Below are 14,752 nucleotides of genomic sequence, written 5' to 3'. Positions count from 1 at the left end.
GCTCCATCGCTCGGCATCGAGAGCATCGCCGCTTCCGCCGCTCCTACAGAAAAAAGGCCCGGAATCCCGGGCCTTTTTCGTTTCGTCGCGATCGGTGCGGGAGCGGCTTCCGCCGCTCCCACGACGGTCAGGCGGCGGCGCGCAGCGCAGCGACGCGCTCGGCGATCGGCGGATGGCTCATGAACAGGCGCGCGACGCCGCCCTCGCCCGAGATGCCGAACGCCTGGATCGCCTTCGGCAGCGTCGTTTCACCGTGGTTGGCGCCAAGCCGCTCGAGCGCGGAGATCATCGCGCCGCGACCGGCGAGGCGCGCGCCGCCCGCATCGGCGCGAAACTCGCGCCAGCGCGAAAACGCCATCACGATCAGCGATGCGAACAGGCCGAGCACGACCTGCAGCACCATCACGATCGCGAAATAGGCGAACCCGCCGCCACCGCCCTCGCGGTTGCCGCTGATCGCACGGTCCACGAGCGTGCCGAGCACGCGCGCGAGGAAGATCACGAACGTGTTGAGGACGCCCTGCAGCAGCGCCATCGTCACCATGTCGCCGTTGGCGACGTGGCTGATCTCGTGGCCGAGCACGGCGTCGACCTGCTGGCGATCCATGTTCTGCAGCAAGCCGGTGCTGACGGCGACGAGCGAACTGTTCTTCGACATGCCGGTCGCGAACGCGTTCATTTCGGGGCCTTCGTAGATTGCGACCTCGGGCATGCCGATGCCGGCCTTCTGCGCGTGTGCGCGCACCGCATCGAGCAGCCACTGCTCGGTCGGGTTGCGCGGTTGCGCGATCACCTGCGCGCCGACCGACATCTTGGCGATCCACTTCGACATCGCGAGCGAGATGAACGAGCCGCCCATGCCCATCACCGCAGCCATGATCAGCAGCCCCTGCAGGTTGAGGCCGCCGCGACGGTAGGCGTAGACGTCGAGCCCGGTCAGCTTCACGACGATGGTCAACAGCGCCATCACCGCCAGGTTGGTCAGGACAAACAGTACGATGCGCAGCATGGCCTTCCTCGATATCGACTACGTTCGGGTTGCGCGCCGGTCCCGCAGGCCGGCACCGGCAACGTCGTTGCTCTCCCGCGCCACAGCCTGGACGGCTGTGGTCCGGGCGCCGATCGGTCGCTCGCGCGCCCGACCGTCACTGGCACTTCCCGGTGCCTGGACCACCGCTTCTTCCTTCGAAGTCCCCAGATGGGGGCTGTGGTCGCGTTTGGAAGCCTATCGGTTTCCCCGCACGACCGGGAGTGCGACTTGGACCGTGAAGCGCGCCGCAGGTTCGCAGTGACGACGGCGCGGGGTCGCTTCGCGCCGTCGCCGACCGGCCGCCTGCACTTCGGCTCGCTCGTCGCCGCGCTCGGCAGCTGGCTGTTCGCGCGGTCGGCGGGCGCAGCCTGGATCGTGCGCATGGAGGACCTCGACCGCGAGCGCGAAGTCGACGGCGCGGCCGCGGACATCCTTGCGACCCTCGATGCGTTCGGGCTCGCGAGCGACGAACCGGTGGTATTCCAGAGCGCGCGCACCGCGCTCTACGCGCAAGCGCTGGCGCAACTCGAGCGCGACGGCCACGCCTATCGCTGCTGGTGCAGCCGCTCCGATCTGGAACCGTTCGGCGGCATCCATCCGTCCAGCTGCATCGCGCCCGCGCGCGAACGTCCGGCCGCCTGGCGCCTGCGTGTCGGCTCGGAAAGCATCGGGTTCGACGACCGCGTGCAGGGACCGCGGCGGCAGGACCTCGCGCGCGACGTCGGCGACTTCGTGATCTGGCGCGCCGACGGCGCCTGTGCGTACCAGCTCGCGGTCGTCGTCGACGACGCCGCGCAATGCATCGGCGAAGTCGTGCGCGGCGCCGACCTGCTCGACTCCACCCCGCGGCAGATCCTGCTGCAGCGTCGACTCGGCCTGCCGCAGCCCCGCCATGCCCACCTGCCGCTCGCGCTCGGCGCAGACGGCCGCAAGCTCAGCAAGCACGAGGCCGCGCTCGCGGTCGACGCGCACGATCCACTGCCGGCGCTGCGGGCGGCGCTGCAGTTCCTCGGCCAACCCTCGCAGGCCGAACGCAATGTCCACATGTTATTGTCGCGGGCTTCGCGCGCGTTCGACGCGGCGCGCATCCCGCGCAAGGCCGCCGCTCCGGCGGCCTTTGCGGCAGCGCGCAATGCAACCTCGTGAGCCTCAGGCACAATCGCGGCAGGCGCCTCGCGGCGTCTTCCGCTCCGACCATCGAAAGGGAGTACACACATCATGACGGCACGCGTCGCCCTCGTCACCGGTGGCACCGGCGGTATCGGTACCGCCATCTGCAGACACCTCGCCCAGCTCGGCCACAAGGTCGCGACCAATTACCGCGACGAAGCGAAGGCGAAGGCGTGGCAGGACGCCCAGCGCAAGGCCGGATTCGAGTTCGCGATCGCGAAGGGCGACGTCGCCGATCCCGCGACCGCGGAGGCGATGGTGCGCGACGTCGAGAAGCAGCTTGGACCGGTCGAGATCCTCGTCAACAATGCCGGCATCACGCGCGACACGACGTTCCACAAAATGACGGCGCTGCAGTGGCAGGAAGTCATCGCCACGAACCTCGGCTCGTGCTTCAACGTGACGCGCCCGATCATCGACGGCATGCGCGAGCGCAAGTGGGGTCGGATCGTGCAGATCAGCTCGATCAACGGCCAGAAGGGCCAGTACGGCCAGGCCAATTACGCGGCTGCCAAGGCCGGCATGCACGGCTTCACGATCTCGCTCGCGCAGGAGAGCGCCAAGTTCGGCATCACGGTGAACACCGTCTCCCCCGGCTACGTCGGCACCGACATGGTGATGGCCGTGCCCGAGGACGTGCGCGCCAAGATCGTCGCGCAGATCCCGATCGGCCGCCTCGGCGAGCCGGACGAGATCGCCTATGCGGTCGGTTTCTTCGCGGCCGAGCAGGCGCGCTGGATCACGGGCGCGAACCTCGCGATCAACGGCGGCCAGTACATGGGTTGGTAGATTCCGCGTTTGCGAGATGCCATGAATGGCATCTCGCGCGGAATCTGCCAGGTGAGGCAGGAGCCGAACGGGCGGCGTCCCATGGACGGCTGCTTGCCGAGTCTCCAGCGCTGCCCATCCGATGCCCTCCGGCGTCGGATATGCACATCACCAAGTGAGACAGGATGTCGAACGGGCAGCGGCGCAGGGATGCCTGCTTGCCCAGGTTCGTTTGCGAGATGCCATGAGTGGCATCTCGCGCGGAATCTGCCAGGTGAGGCAGGAGCCGAACGGGCGGCGCGCCATGGGCGGCTCTGCTCGCCGAACGTCCCGCGCGTGCCCTTCCGACGCTGCCCGGCGTCGGATACCCACATCAGCGGGTGAGACCGGGTGTCGGACGCGCCACGGCGCGGGATGCCCGCGTGCCCGCGTTCGCCTCCCGGACCGCCCGCGGCGAGACCGGAGTCCGCACCGGCACACCCCCTTTGCTGCGCAGCATCGCCAACTGGTGCGCCGCATCACATTCTGCTAGCGTTGGCCGATGACCACGCCCCGCATCATCAAGAAGTACCCGAACCGTCGCCTGTACGACACGGAGATCTCGAGTTACATCACGCTCGAGGAAATTCGCCAGCTCGTGCTCGACGACGAGGAATTCGAGGTTCGCGACGCGAAGACCGGCGAGAACCTGACGCGCTCGGTGCTGCTGCAGATCATCGCGGAGTACGAGGAGCGTGGGCAGCCGATGTTCACGACCAAGCTGCTGTCGCAGATCATCCGCTTCTACGGCGACTCGCTGCAGGGTTTCATGGGTGGCTACCTCGAGCGCAGCCTGCAGGTCTTCCTCGACCAGCAACAGCAGTTCCGCAGCCAGCTCAACAACATGCTCGGCCAGGGGCCATGGTCGATGCTCAATGACCTGACCGAACGCAACATGGACATGTGGAAGTCGTTGCAACAGGGGTTCCTCACCGCGGCTGCGAACAGCGTGCGCGGCACGCAGGACCCCGGCGCCAAGAAGAAGGAAGGCAAGTCCTGACGAGACCGCCCGGCCGGCACGCGGCAGGGCGACGCATCGCAGCATATTCGCGCGGCCGCCGATGCCGCATCGCACGATCCAGGGGTTTTCCATGATCAAACGCGTCGCCGTCGTCACGGGCGGCATCGGCGGTCTCGGCAGCGAGATCTGCAAGTACCTCGCTCGCGCCGGACGCCAGGTGATCGCCGCCGACCTCGCTTCGCGCAGCGAGCGCGTCGAGGCATTCCGGGCCGAAACGGCGGAGTTCGACGGCGCGATCGCGTTCGAGCCGCTCAACGTCGCGGACCACGCGGGCTGCGCCGCCTTCGCCGAGCGCATCGCCGCTCGGTACGGACCGGTCGCGATCCTCGTCAACGCAGCGGGCATCACGCGCGATACATCGCTGCGCAAGATGAGCGCCGAGCAATGGAGCGACGTGATGCGCGTGAACCTCGACGGCGTGTTCAACATGTGCCGGCCCATCGTCGACGGCATGACCACGCAGGGATTCGGCCGCATCGTCAACATCTCGTCCGTCAACGGCCAGACCGGCCAGTTCGGCCAGACCAACTATTCAGCGGCGAAGGCGGGCATGCACGGTTTCACGATGGCGCTCGCGCGCGAGGTCGCGAAGAAGGGCGTGACCGTCAACAGCGTGTCGCCCGGCTACTGCAATACGCCGATGGTACAGGCGGTGCCCGAGGAGATCCGCAACCAGATCATCGCGAACATCCCCGTCGGCCGCCTCGGCGAGCCGCGCGAGATCGCGCGCACGGTCGAATTCCTCACCGCCGACGATGCGGGTTTCATCACGGGCGCGAACATCCCGGTGAACGGCGGCTACTTCATCGATTTCTGAGGCTTGCGATGGCGCGGCTACCCGCCGCGGGCCGAGCCGCCTAGAAGTCGTACCCGTCGATGTAGATGAAGTCGTCCGGCGTGCGCTCGCAATCGTAGGTGACCGTCATCGGATCGCCGGCTTCGACGACGTCGAAATCGGTCGGGCGGATGCCGAACAGGGAATGCGAATCGACGTCGACGTCGGCATCGGTCCACTTGTGCGTCGTGAACGCGTCCGACTCCGCGGTCAGCGGCACGCCGCCGCCGTCCGACAGGAACATGCCGTACTTCTGCAGCGTGCGCAGGATCGCGCGCACCGATTCGTTGCTGCTGAATGCATCGACGTCGAACGTCGACTTGAGCTTGAGGCGGGAGCCGTAGGGCACGGCATTCGCGTTGGCGTCCGACGTCGCGAGCGTGCCGTGCGAAGCCGGGTGCACGTACTTGTCGTTCGCCATGCGATTGTTGCCGAGGATGAAGCGGATCGCATGACCGAGGTCGCCGTGCGCCTGGGCGGCGGCCCAGACTTCGTCCGCGTTGAACAGCAGCGGCGCGATCGGAAAACCCGCGCCGTCGGCGCTCGTGCAGTGCTCGCCTCGCCCGTGGCGCGGATAGGTCTTGGTGAGGTCCCAGCGCAGGCCGCAGATCGCGTGCACGCCGCTCGCATCGGCCGACTCGGTCGCGTACGCCTCGTAGAGGACCTTGCTCGCGTCGTTGACGACGAGCAGATGGCAATCGTCGTTGCCGGCGTCGCACGCGTACGCAGGCGGATCGGTGCCCTCGATGCCGCCGCCCGCGGGCACCGGGAACGGAAGACCGGGCGCGTCGCAGTCGGGGCTGTAATAGTCGACGTCCGACGGCCACGCGACGACCGGCCGCGTCGTGGTCGACCCATTCGCGTGCAGAACGTAGAACGAGAAGTCGATCTGGAAGTCGAAGTCGCGATCGTCGCCCCACCCCGACGCCGAGAAGGCGGCGAGGTGGCTCATCATCGCGGCCGAATTGGGGCGCAGCGCGGCGTGGCTCACGTCGACGTTCCAGATCGCGTTCGGCTGCGAGAAACGCGGCAATGGCACCGCGACGGCGAGCGCCGGCAACACCGACAGGACACAGGCGAGGAGCGCGGATCGGTGCATCGGATTCCCCCTCGGCGATACGGCGATCATCGTCGCCCGGGCGCAGGCGGATTTCCGCGCACTGCGTCGCAGGCCGCGCGCTACCAGACGAGGTCTGCCGGGATGTCGTCCTCGGGCGCAGGCGCCTGCGGATCACACAACAGCACGAGCGCGTCGGGATCGATCGCCTGCGCGGCAAGTCCGGTTTCGCGCGTCACGAGCAGGTAGCGGCCGGCCAGCTGCACCACCGCGAGTTCGCCGCCGTTGAGTCGCGGCAGCTGCTCGGCCGTGACGTAGATGCGACGGATCTTGTTGGTGTGGGGGAAATGGCGCGGGATGTCCGCCCCGCCGTCATTGAGGGCGGCGCCCTGTACCTGCAGCAACGCGGTGAGCTTCTGCTTGCGTTCGCGCTTCTCCCGCGCGCGCTGTTCCGCCTCGCGTTGCTCGCGCTCGCGCTGTTCGCGCTCGGTGCGGTCGCGCAGCGCATACGCCTTGGCGAGGTCGATCTCACCCTTCTCGCGGGGTGGCGACGGCGGCCTGCCGGCATGTGCGCGGCCCGGTTTTCCGGACGGCTTCCCCTGCGGTCGCGCATTCGCCTGCCCCTGGGGCCTCCCCTGCCCCGACCGCTGCTGCGGCTTCGGACGGTTATCGGCCTTCGGCAGCGGCGCGAAGCCGGCCTTCAACAACTGGTCACGCAGCGAATCGGACATGACTGTGACACTCGAAACAGGAACGGAGCATGGTCAGCAAGCGCACTCGCGCATTTCATTCATCGAACCCATGTGATCGCGGCTCAAGCCGCTCCCACATCGCCCTTTACCGCTTTTGCATTGCCCGCCCAACCACGCCTCCGATCGAAGCGGCTGTCTATTGAAAGTGCGGCCCTCGATGGCCGCTTCTGGACCCGATCCGAGCCGCGACCTGCAAGCGCCCCTCGCCCTGCCGACACGCCGCGATCACGGACGATCGCATCAGTAATGCGGCGGTGGTGGCTCGTCCTGAGCCGCCTGCCCCAACGTGCCGCGCACCGCCTGCAGGTCCACGCGCAGCGCATCGAGCGCGTTGCGCAGCGCATGCAGTTGCCGATCGTGGGCCGCGACCGTGTCGCTCAGCGCGACGAGCGTGTCGTCGACGAACGACAAGCGAACCTCCAGCTCCGTGAGGCGTTCCTCGAGCGAGACGGCCATGGCTTATCCGGGCAGCTTCTCGACCAGATGGCGACCGTGACGCGCGCCGATCGCGCCGTTCGCCTCGCGCTCGGCGAGGGCGAGGTCGGCCGCGGCCATTTCCCGCACGAGTTCGGCGAAGCTCGTCTTCGGCGTCCAGCCGAGACGCTCGCGCGCGAGCGTCGGATCGCCGAGCAGCGTCTCCACTTCGGCCGGCCGATAGTATTGCGGATGGATTCGCACGATGACGTCGCCCGCCGCGAGCTTCAGCCCGGCATTGGACATCTTCGCGACGACCGCGTGCTCGTCCGCGCCGCTGCCGCGGAACTCGAGTTCGAGCCCCATCTCGCGCGCGGCGAGGACGACGAACTCGCGCACGGAGTGCTGCAGGCCGGTCGCGATCACGTAATCTGCGGGCTGGTCCTGCTGCAGGATCAGCCACTGCGCCTCGACATAGTCGCGTGCATGGCCCCAGTCGCGCTTCGCATCGAGGTTGCCGAGGTAGAGGCAATGTTGCAGTCCGCAAGCGACGCGCGCGAGCCCGCGCGTGATCTTGCGCGTCACGAACGTCTCCCCGCGGATCGGCGACTCGTGGTTGAACAGGATGCCGTTGCAGCCGTAGATGCCGTACGCCTCGCGGTAGTTGACGGTGATCCAGTACGCGTACAGCTTGGCGACGCCGTACGGCGAACGCGGATGGAAGGGGGTCGATTCGCGCTGCGGCGTTTCGCGCACGAGGCCGTACAGCTCCGACGTCGAAGCCTGGTAGAAGCGGCAGCGGTCGCCGAGGCCGAGGCTGCGCATCGCCTCGAGCACGCGCAACGTGCCGATGCCGTCCGCGTTCGCGGTGTACTCGGGCTCCTCGAACGACACCGCGACGTGGCTCTGCGCGGCGAGGTTGTAGATTTCGTCCGGTTTCACCTGCTGGATCACGCGCAACAGGCTCAGCGAATCGGTGAGGTCGCCGTAATGCAGGTGGACGCCGGGCCGCGTGTCGTCGAGTTCGTGGTGCAGGTGGTCGATGCGCTCGCTGTTGAACGACGAAGCGCGGCGCTTGAGCCCGTGCACCTCGTAACCCTTGGCGAGCAGCAGCTCGGCCAGGTAAGCCCCGTCCTGCCCCGTGATGCCGGTGACCAGCGCTCGTTTCTTTTCCATTGACCTACGCTATGAATTCCACAAGCGGGCGATGGTAACGCAAAAGCCGCGGCCCAAGCGGGCCCGGCGACGGTGCGGCGTTCAGGGCGCGACGACGCTGCGTCCGCGACCGATGCCGTAGTAGGCGAGCCCCGCCGCCTCGACCGCCTTGGGCTCGAAGATGTTGCGGCCGTCGAACACGACCGCCTGCTCGAGCGAGGCGCGAATGCGCTCGAAATCGGGGCTGCGGAACGCCTTCCATTCGGTCACGATGACGAGCGCGTCCGCACCGTCGAGGGCGGCGTACTGCTGGTCGCAGAGCACGAGGTCGGTGCGCTCGCCGTAGATGCGCGCTGCTTCCGCCGCCGCCTCCGGATCGTATGCGCGTACGCGCGCGCCGGCGGCCCAGAGTTGCTCGAGCAGGGTGCGGCTCGGCGCTTCGCGCATGTCGTCGGTGTTCGGCTTGAAAGCGAGGCCCCACAGCGCGATCGTACGGCCGCGCAGCGAGCCGCCGAAGTGGCGCTCGACCAGCGCGAACAGCTTGCGCTTCTGCGCCGCGTTGACCGCCTCGACCGCGCTGAGCAGGCGAGGTTCGTAGGCATGGGCGCGCGCGGTGTGCTCAAGCGCCTTGACGTCCTTCGGAAAGCACGAGCCGCCGTAGCCCGCGCCGGGATAGATGAAGTGGTAGCCGATGCGCGGGTCCGAGCCGATGCCGCGGCGGACCTGCTCGACGTCTGCGCCGACCTGCTCGGCGATGTTGGCGATCTCGTTCATGAAGCTGATCTTCGTCGCGAGCATCGCATTGGCAGCGTACTTGGTCAGCTCCGCCGAGCGCACGTCCATGAGGACGATGCGTTCGTGATTGCGGTTGAACGGTGCATACAGCGTCTTGAGCGCGTCGACCGCGCGCGCGCTGTCGGCGCCGATGACGATGCGGTCCGGGCGCAGGCAATCCTGTACGGCGTCGCCCTCCTTGAGGAATTCCGGATTCGAGACGACATCGAACTCCACGTTCGCACCACGCGCTGCCATCTCGGCCGCGATCGCGGCGCGCACCGCGTCGGCGGTGCCGACCGGCACGGTGGACTTGTTGACGACGACCACGTGGCGGGCGAGGTTCGCGCCGATGGTGCGCGCGACGGTCAGCACGTGGCTGAGATCGGCGCTGCCGTCCTCGTCCGGCGGCGTACCGACCGCGATGAAGACGATCTGCGCATGCGCGATCGCATTCGCGGCGTCGGTGGTGAATCGCAGGTGCCCACTCGCGTGGTTCGCGCGCACGAGTGGCTCGAGGCCGGGCTCGTAGATCGGGATCTCGCCTCGTTCGAGCCGGGCGATCTTGTCCGCGTCGACGTCGACGCAGACGACATCGTTACCGACTTCGGCGAGACAGGTGCCGGTGACGAGGCCGACGTAGCCGGTTCCGAAAATCGTGACGCGCATGCGGCATTCCCATTCTGTTGGGCCTCGAACGAGCCCACCCGAGACTCGTACGGACTCGTTGCGTCCGGTCCATGACCGTACGCGATCGCGAATCGGTCGACTCGCCCCTGCACCTGCGAACGTCGAATGTCCGGAGGTTCCTGCAGCGGATCGCGGATTTTACCAGCCCGCGCGTTTCGGACCGCAACAAACGCGAAAGGCGCGCCGGTACGCGGCGCGCCTTTCGTGCGTCAGTGCAGACCGATTACTTCTTGTCGGCCGGCTTCGCCGCGGGCTTCGCCGCCGGCTTCGGAGCCGCCTTCATCGCGGCGCCCGGCTTGGCCTCGCCGGCCTTCTCGGCCTTCTCGCCCGCCTTTTCGATGTCGAGCAGCTCGACTTCGAACACGAGCGTCGCATTCGGACCGATCTGGCCCGGGCCGTTTTCGCCGTAGGCGAGGTCGGCCGGCACGAACAGCTTGTACTTGGAGCCCACCGGCATCAGCTGCAGGCCTTCGCTCCAGCCCTTGATCACGCCGTTGAGCGGGAACGTCGCCGGCTGACCGCGATCGTACGAGCTGTCGAACTTCGTGCCGTCGATCTTCGTGCCGAGGTAGTTCACCTTGACCGTGTCGGTCGCCTTCGGCTTCGCGCCGGTGCCTTCCTTCTCGACCATGTACTGCAGGCCGGAGGCCGTCGTCTTCACGCCGGGCTTCGACTTATTCGCGGCAAGGAACGCCTCGCCTTCCTTCTTGTTCTTCTCGGCCGCGGCCTTCTGCTCGGCGACGCGCTTGGCCTGCAGGGTCTTCATGAACTCCTGGCGGACCTGCAGCGCCTCTTCCTGCGTCAGCGAGGTCTTCTCGCCCTTGAGCGTCGCCTCGAGCGCCTGCTCGACGACCTTGATGTCGATGTCGTCCTTGATCTGCGTGAGGCCGCGTCCGACGTCCATGCCGACCATCGTGCTGATGCTGTTCTTGTCGACCTTGACGGTCGGAGCCGCGGGCTTGGCCTCGGCCTTGGGCGCGTCCTTGTCCTGCGCGATCGCGCCGATCGCGAAACTGGCCGCGAGCGCGGCAACGAGGGTCTTCTGCACGAAACGCGTCATGTCTGCTCCTGGAGGTTGCGATTGTCTTGCCGGTGAGTGCCCGTGGGCGTCGCGGCGTGACCGACCCGGCCATCATGCGGGGCCGCGTATTGTGAACACGGCACCCGGTGTTGGCAAACGGCGAATGTCCGCGCCTCCCGGGCGGCGCCATGGCCTGGCCGAGCCGGTGCACGGCGCGTGCACTGTCCGGACGCTGCGCTTCGACAACGTCCACCCGCGTCGTGGTTCCCGACTTTCGCTGAACGGCGCGAACGTTCTCGTTCATCCTCGCTACCGCGTCCGACCCGGCGAGCGGAGCAGCGGCACGACGTGCTCGTGCTGATCCGCAGCGAGCTCGCCGTCGCCGCCGGCGCTCCAGTCCGGTGGTGCGACGGGTGGCCGGATGTTCGGAGGCACGCGCGTACGCCTCGACCCCGCGCGGGCCCCACGGTGCCGCTCCGACCTGCTGCTCGACACCGCTCCCGTTCGTCCCGGCGCGGGGCCATGGCTCGCGGTTGGCTGCCGTGGAGGCACGCCTGCGATCGTCTTGCACGATCCCGATCCTCGACCGCATCGATCGTCAGGGGCGCCCACATTGGACATCGATCCGCTCGAGCAGCACGGCCGCGGCGGCGGCGGCGACCGCGGCCTCGATAGCGGTCTGGCGCGACGCTCGTCTCCCTCCCCCCATCGGTCATGCGTTGCGGTGCTTGACGTTGGCTTTTTTGGTGTTATAGTTAACTACAACACTAGTTCATCAAGCACCTCACGGAGGCTGTCATGAGGTACCACCCGTCCCACCCATTGATGGAACTGGCCGCCGTCGCCCTGCCGCGGCGCGCGATCCCTCTACTCGCCCTCGCGCTCGCGCTGGCGCTGACCGGCACGACCATCACGTTCCTGTCGCACGCGTTCGCCAGCGACGTCGCAGCCGCGGCGGCGGAGGCAGCCCCCGTGCTGCTGCCGACGGTCGTGGTGCATCCCGAACCGGAGATCCCGACCTTGGCCACGGTCACCGTGCGCGTCGGCGACGGAACACCGGGCGGCGGCGCCCTGCTGCCCGCGGTGGCCCGTTTCGCGCCGGTGCACGCAGTGACTTCGTTCGCCTCGACCGGCTCGGCCGGGACGGGATTCGGCATGCCCTACTATTCCTTCGGCAAGCCCTTGCGCCATGGCACCGAGGAATGACGCTGATGAGCATCGCCTGGAACGATTCGACGCCGATCTACCGCCAGCTGCGCGACCGCGTGGTGGCGATGATCCTGGACGGCGTCCTCAAGCAAGGTGATCCGTTACCCTCGGTACGCCAGGTGGCCGGTGATTTCCAGATCAATCCGATCACCGTCTCCAAGGCCTACCAGGAACTGGTCGACGAAAACCTGGTGGAAAAGCGGAGGGGGCTAGGCATGTACGTCACCGACGGCGCGCGCGACGCGCTGATGAAATCCGAGCGCGAGCGCTTCCTGCGCGAGGAATGGCCGATCCTGTCGGCGCGCCTCGATCGCCTCGGGCTCAGCCTTGGCGAGCTGATGGCGGCGGCACGCAAGGAGGAGAGCCGATGAGCGCGATCGTGCACGCACGCAACCTGGCGAAGCGCTACGGCGCGACCAAGGCGCTCGACTCGGTCAGCTTCGACATCGAGGCCGGTCGGATCGTCGGTCTCATAGGGCCGAACGGCGCCGGCAAGACGACCGCGCTGAAGGCGATCCTCGGCCTGACCGACTACGAAGGCGAACTCAAGGTGCTCGGCCTCGATCCACATCGCCAGCGTACGCAGCTCATGGAGCACGTGTGCTTCATCGCGGACGTCGCGGTGCTCCCGCGCTGGCTGCGCGTTCGCGAGGCGATCGAGTTCGTCGCCGGCGTGCACCCGCGCTTCTCGCGCGAAAAATGCCTCGCCTTCCTCTCGCACACGAACATCGGCCACGACAAGCGCGTACGCGAACTGTCCAAGGGCATGATCGTGCAGCTGCACCTCGCGCTCGTGATGGCGATCGACGCCAAGCTGCTCGTGCTCGATGAACCCACGCTCGGGCTCGACATCCTCTACCGCAAGGCGTTCTACGAGAGCCTGCTGTCGGACTACTTCGACGAACAGAAGACGATCATCGTGACGACGCACCAGGTCGAGGAGATCGAGCACATCCTGACCGACCTCATGTTCATCCAGAACGGCAAGGTCGTGCTCGCCGCGACGATGGACGAAGTCGGCGACCGCTACGCCGAAGTCATGGTCAACCCGGACAAGGCCGACGCCGCGCGCGCGCTCAAGCCGCTCAACGAGCGCCAGGTGTTCGGCAAGTCGATCTTCCTGTTCGACGGCGTCGACCGCGCCCGCCTCGCCGGACTCGGCGAACTGCACAAGCCGAGCGTCGCCGACCTGTTCGTCGCGACGATGAAAGGAACCTACGCATGAACAACCTCCCGCTCCTCATCAAACGCGAATACTGGGAACACCGCGGCGGGTTCCTCTGGACCCCGGTCTGGATCACCGGCGTGATGCTGATCTTCACCGTGCTCGGCATCCTCACCGCGGAAGTGTTCAACAGCCACGCGCACGTCCGGATGGGCGTCTCGCTCGACGAACTGCGCGACAACATCAGCACGCAGGATTTCGCCGAAGCCGGCCGGGCCCTGGACATGGTCCAGTTCACGTTCGGCGCGGTGCCCTGCATCGGCCTGTTCTTCGTGCTGTTCTTCTACCTGCTCGGCGCGCTCTACGACGACCGTCGCGATCGTAGCGTGCTGTTCTGGAAGTCCCTGCCGGTGTCGGACGGCGCGACCGTCGCGTCCAAGGCGCTCAGCGCGATGCTCCTGGCGCCTCTGATCGCGTTCGCGGCGTCGACCGCGGCCTACGTCGTGTTCCTCGTGCTCGTCACGCTCTGGACCGGCGTGCACGGCCTCAACGTGCTGCCGGCGATCGCCGCGTCGCATCCGTTCACGACCTTCGGCCGCTTGCTCCTGACGATCCCGCTCGACGCGCTGTGGGCCCTGCCGGCGATCGGCTGGCTGATGTTCTGGTCCGCGTTCGCGCGCAGCAAGCCGTTCCTGTGGGCAGTGCTGCTGCCGCTCGGCGCGCTGTTCATCAACTGGTGGCTCGGCGTGCTCGGTGCACCGAACATCGGCGGCGACGTCCGCCTGGCTTCGATCCTCGGCCGCTTGCTGCTCAGCGTGGTTCCGGGCAGCTGGATGGTCGTTCGCGAGAACGGCTTCGGCGGACCGCGCGGGTGGTTCGCCGACGACGGCCAGGTGCTGGCCAACGTCGATGCCGGTCACGTGCTGGCGATGCTGTCCTCGGCGAACGTGTGGATCGGCGCCGTGGCGGGCATTGCGCTGCTCGCCGGCGCGGTGTGGCTGCGCGGACGCCGCATCGAGGTGAACGTCTGAACCGCGATGCCGACGCACGAAAAAGGGCCGCATGGGCGGCCCTTTTTCCGTGTACCCGAAGCGACGCTCAGCGCAGGGTGTCGTTGAGCACCTTGTACTTGTTCGGGCCATCGGCCTGCAGGCCCGACTGCTGCACATCGAGCGAGCCGACCAGCCAGAAGCGCGCGATGTCGCGACCGAGGCGGCGGACCACTGCAGCGGCATCTCCATTGACGTAGATCACGTCGCCGCTGCGGAGCTTGGCCGGCTCGATCGTCTCGCTGATCTCGTGGCCGTCGTTGAGGCTCTTCTCGAGCGCCGTGCGTGCAGGCGCTCCGGCGGCGGGCTCGCGAGCATTCAGCGCCGCGGCACCACCGGCGAACTCCTTGCGCAACGTGCCCTCGCCTCGCACCGAAGACAGCACCTGGTAACGATCCGTCGCGAGCGGCTTCAGCTCGGAACGGCGCACATCGATGTCGCCTTCGAGCCAGTACAGCGCGAGGCGGCGGCCTTCGCGGCGCGTGACCGCGCGGACCGGGCCGTCGACGTAGAGCGTGTCGCCGGACTGCAGCGCGGCGACGCCGAGACTGCCGTCCGCGCTGCGACCGTCGTTGAGCGTCTTCTCGAAGCGCGCGCGAATCG

At 67.6% G+C, this 14,752-nt stretch carries 16 protein-coding genes; 8 read left to right on the top strand and 8 right to left on the bottom strand.

What is annotated here, in order from left to right; translation table 11 throughout:
* Positions 1 to 127 precede the first annotated feature (127 nt).
* Positions 128 to 1,009 (bottom strand): protease HtpX, encoded by an 882-nt coding sequence (gene htpX, locus VI238_RS01075; protein ID WP_331647534.1) that lies wholly within the window; start codon positions 1,007 to 1,009, stop codon positions 128 to 130.
* Positions 1,010 to 1,258: 249 nt separating this feature from the next.
* Here htpX and gluQRS point away from each other — a divergent pair, with 249 nt between their 5' ends.
* From gluQRS to phbB (VI238_RS01055), 4 genes are all read left to right on the top strand, one after another.
* On the top strand, positions 1,259 to 2,176 hold the full coding sequence (gene gluQRS, locus VI238_RS01070; RefSeq protein ID WP_331647532.1) for a tRNA glutamyl-Q(34) synthetase GluQRS: 918 nt from the start codon (positions 1,259 to 1,261) through the stop codon (positions 2,174 to 2,176).
* Positions 2,177 to 2,248: 72 nt separating this feature from the next.
* The gene (phbB, locus tag VI238_RS01065; protein WP_331647530.1) at positions 2,249 to 2,989 is read left to right on the top strand and encodes an acetoacetyl-CoA reductase; all 741 of its coding nucleotides are present in this window, start codon (positions 2,249 to 2,251) and stop codon (positions 2,987 to 2,989) included.
* A 520-nt stretch (positions 2,990 to 3,509) separates the two neighbouring features.
* Positions 3,510 to 4,007 carry a polyhydroxyalkanoate synthesis repressor PhaR gene (gene phaR / locus VI238_RS01060; protein WP_331647528.1) on the top strand — a complete coding sequence of 166 codons (498 nt, stop codon included), beginning with the start codon at positions 3,510 to 3,512 and terminating at the stop codon, positions 4,005 to 4,007.
* 91 nt (positions 4,008 to 4,098) lie between these two features.
* A complete protein-coding gene (phbB, locus tag VI238_RS01055; protein WP_331647526.1) occupies positions 4,099 to 4,845 on the top strand; it encodes an acetoacetyl-CoA reductase in 747 nt (248 codons plus the stop codon).
* A gap of 40 nt (positions 4,846 to 4,885) precedes the next feature.
* Here the strand turns inward: phbB (VI238_RS01055) and VI238_RS01050 are convergent, their stop codons facing one another.
* The 6 genes from VI238_RS01050 to VI238_RS01025 all read right to left on the bottom strand — a co-directional run bounded on the left by VI238_RS01050 (position 4,886) and on the right by VI238_RS01025 (position 10,765).
* Entirely contained in the window at positions 4,886 to 5,962 is a 1,077-nt protein-coding gene (locus VI238_RS01050) for a hypothetical protein (protein ID WP_331647524.1), read from the bottom strand.
* A gap of 80 nt (positions 5,963 to 6,042) precedes the next feature.
* Positions 6,043 to 6,651 carry a DUF2058 family protein gene (locus VI238_RS01045; protein WP_331647522.1) on the bottom strand — a complete coding sequence of 203 codons (609 nt, stop codon included), beginning with the start codon at positions 6,649 to 6,651 and terminating at the stop codon, positions 6,043 to 6,045.
* Between the two features lie 261 nt (positions 6,652 to 6,912).
* Positions 6,913 to 7,128 (bottom strand): SlyX family protein, encoded by a 216-nt coding sequence (locus VI238_RS01040; protein ID WP_331647520.1) that lies wholly within the window; start codon positions 7,126 to 7,128, stop codon positions 6,913 to 6,915.
* 3 nt (positions 7,129 to 7,131) lie between these two features.
* On the bottom strand, positions 7,132 to 8,262 hold the full coding sequence (gmd, locus tag VI238_RS01035; protein ID WP_331647518.1) for a GDP-mannose 4,6-dehydratase: 1,131 nt from the start codon (positions 8,260 to 8,262) through the stop codon (positions 7,132 to 7,134).
* Between the two features lie 81 nt (positions 8,263 to 8,343).
* The gene (locus VI238_RS01030) at positions 8,344 to 9,684 is read right to left on the bottom strand and encodes a UDP-glucose/GDP-mannose dehydrogenase family protein (RefSeq protein WP_331647516.1); all 1,341 of its coding nucleotides are present in this window, start codon (positions 9,682 to 9,684) and stop codon (positions 8,344 to 8,346) included.
* A 244-nt stretch (positions 9,685 to 9,928) separates the two neighbouring features.
* Positions 9,929 to 10,765 (bottom strand): FKBP-type peptidyl-prolyl cis-trans isomerase, encoded by an 837-nt coding sequence (locus VI238_RS01025; protein WP_331647514.1) that lies wholly within the window; start codon positions 10,763 to 10,765, stop codon positions 9,929 to 9,931.
* 759 nt (positions 10,766 to 11,524) lie between these two features.
* Here VI238_RS01025 and VI238_RS01020 point away from each other — a divergent pair.
* Genes VI238_RS01020 through VI238_RS01005 form a run of 4 tightly spaced genes read left to right on the top strand, consistent with a single transcriptional unit; the run spans position 11,525 to position 14,131 of the window.
* Entirely contained in the window at positions 11,525 to 11,932 is a 408-nt protein-coding gene (locus VI238_RS01020; protein ID WP_331647512.1) for a hypothetical protein, read from the top strand.
* A gap of 5 nt (positions 11,933 to 11,937) precedes the next feature.
* Positions 11,938 to 12,306, top strand: coding sequence for a GntR family transcriptional regulator (locus VI238_RS01015; protein WP_331647510.1), 369 nt, complete (start codon positions 11,938 to 11,940; stop codon positions 12,304 to 12,306).
* Positions 12,303 to 13,160, top strand: a complete 858-nt coding sequence (locus VI238_RS01010) for an ABC transporter ATP-binding protein (protein WP_331647508.1) — start codon at positions 12,303 to 12,305, stop codon at positions 13,158 to 13,160. The genes VI238_RS01015 and VI238_RS01010 overlap by 4 nt, the downstream gene beginning before the upstream one ends.
* Positions 13,157 to 14,131, top strand: coding sequence for a hypothetical protein (locus VI238_RS01005; protein WP_331647506.1), 975 nt, complete (start codon positions 13,157 to 13,159; stop codon positions 14,129 to 14,131). The genes VI238_RS01010 and VI238_RS01005 overlap by 4 nt, the downstream gene beginning before the upstream one ends.
* Positions 14,132 to 14,198: 67 nt before the next feature.
* On the opposite strand, the gene VI238_RS01000 is transcribed toward VI238_RS01005, so the two are convergent.
* A partial coding sequence (locus tag VI238_RS01000; RefSeq protein ID WP_331647504.1) for a hypothetical protein occupies positions 14,199 to 14,752 on the bottom strand: 554 nt, incomplete at its 5' end.

It is taken from the genome of Dokdonella sp. (assembly GCF_036518555.1).
Lineage (GTDB): Bacteria > Pseudomonadota > Gammaproteobacteria > Xanthomonadales > Rhodanobacteraceae > Dokdonella_A.
Note: the sequence above shows the minus strand (reverse complement) of the source record. Positions and strands in the feature narration are given on the sequence as shown.

What these genes read in the sequence shown, in the direction of transcription:
- htpX (WP_331647534.1), bottom strand. Translation starts at nt 1,009, where the DNA reads ATGCTGCGCATCGTACTGTTTGTCCTGACCAACCTGGCGGTGATGGCG.
- phbB (WP_331647530.1), top strand. Translation starts at nt 2,249, where the DNA reads ATGACGGCACGCGTCGCCCTCGTCACCGGTGGCACCGGCGGTATCGGT.
- phaR (WP_331647528.1), top strand. Translation starts at nt 3,510, where the DNA reads ATGACCACGCCCCGCATCATCAAGAAGTACCCGAACCGTCGCCTGTAC.
- phbB (WP_331647526.1), top strand. Translation starts at nt 4,099, where the DNA reads ATGATCAAACGCGTCGCCGTCGTCACGGGCGGCATCGGCGGTCTCGGC.
- VI238_RS01050 (WP_331647524.1), bottom strand. Translation starts at nt 5,962, where the DNA reads ATGCACCGATCCGCGCTCCTCGCCTGTGTCCTGTCGGTGTTGCCGGCG.
- VI238_RS01045 (WP_331647522.1), bottom strand. Translation starts at nt 6,651, where the DNA reads ATGTCCGATTCGCTGCGTGACCAGTTGTTGAAGGCCGGCTTCGCGCCG.
- VI238_RS01040 (WP_331647520.1), bottom strand. Translation starts at nt 7,128, where the DNA reads ATGGCCGTCTCGCTCGAGGAACGCCTCACGGAGCTGGAGGTTCGCTTG.
- gmd (WP_331647518.1), bottom strand. Translation starts at nt 8,262, where the DNA reads ATGGAAAAGAAACGAGCGCTGGTCACCGGCATCACGGGGCAGGACGGG.
- VI238_RS01030 (WP_331647516.1), bottom strand. Translation starts at nt 9,684, where the DNA reads ATGCGCGTCACGATTTTCGGAACCGGCTACGTCGGCCTCGTCACCGGC.
- VI238_RS01025 (WP_331647514.1), bottom strand. Translation starts at nt 10,765, where the DNA reads ATGACGCGTTTCGTGCAGAAGACCCTCGTTGCCGCGCTCGCGGCCAGT.
- VI238_RS01020 (WP_331647512.1), top strand. Translation starts at nt 11,525, where the DNA reads ATGAGGTACCACCCGTCCCACCCATTGATGGAACTGGCCGCCGTCGCC.
- VI238_RS01015 (WP_331647510.1), top strand. Translation starts at nt 11,938, where the DNA reads ATGAGCATCGCCTGGAACGATTCGACGCCGATCTACCGCCAGCTGCGC.
- VI238_RS01010 (WP_331647508.1), top strand. Translation starts at nt 12,303, where the DNA reads ATGAGCGCGATCGTGCACGCACGCAACCTGGCGAAGCGCTACGGCGCG.
- VI238_RS01005 (WP_331647506.1), top strand. Translation starts at nt 13,157, where the DNA reads ATGAACAACCTCCCGCTCCTCATCAAACGCGAATACTGGGAACACCGC.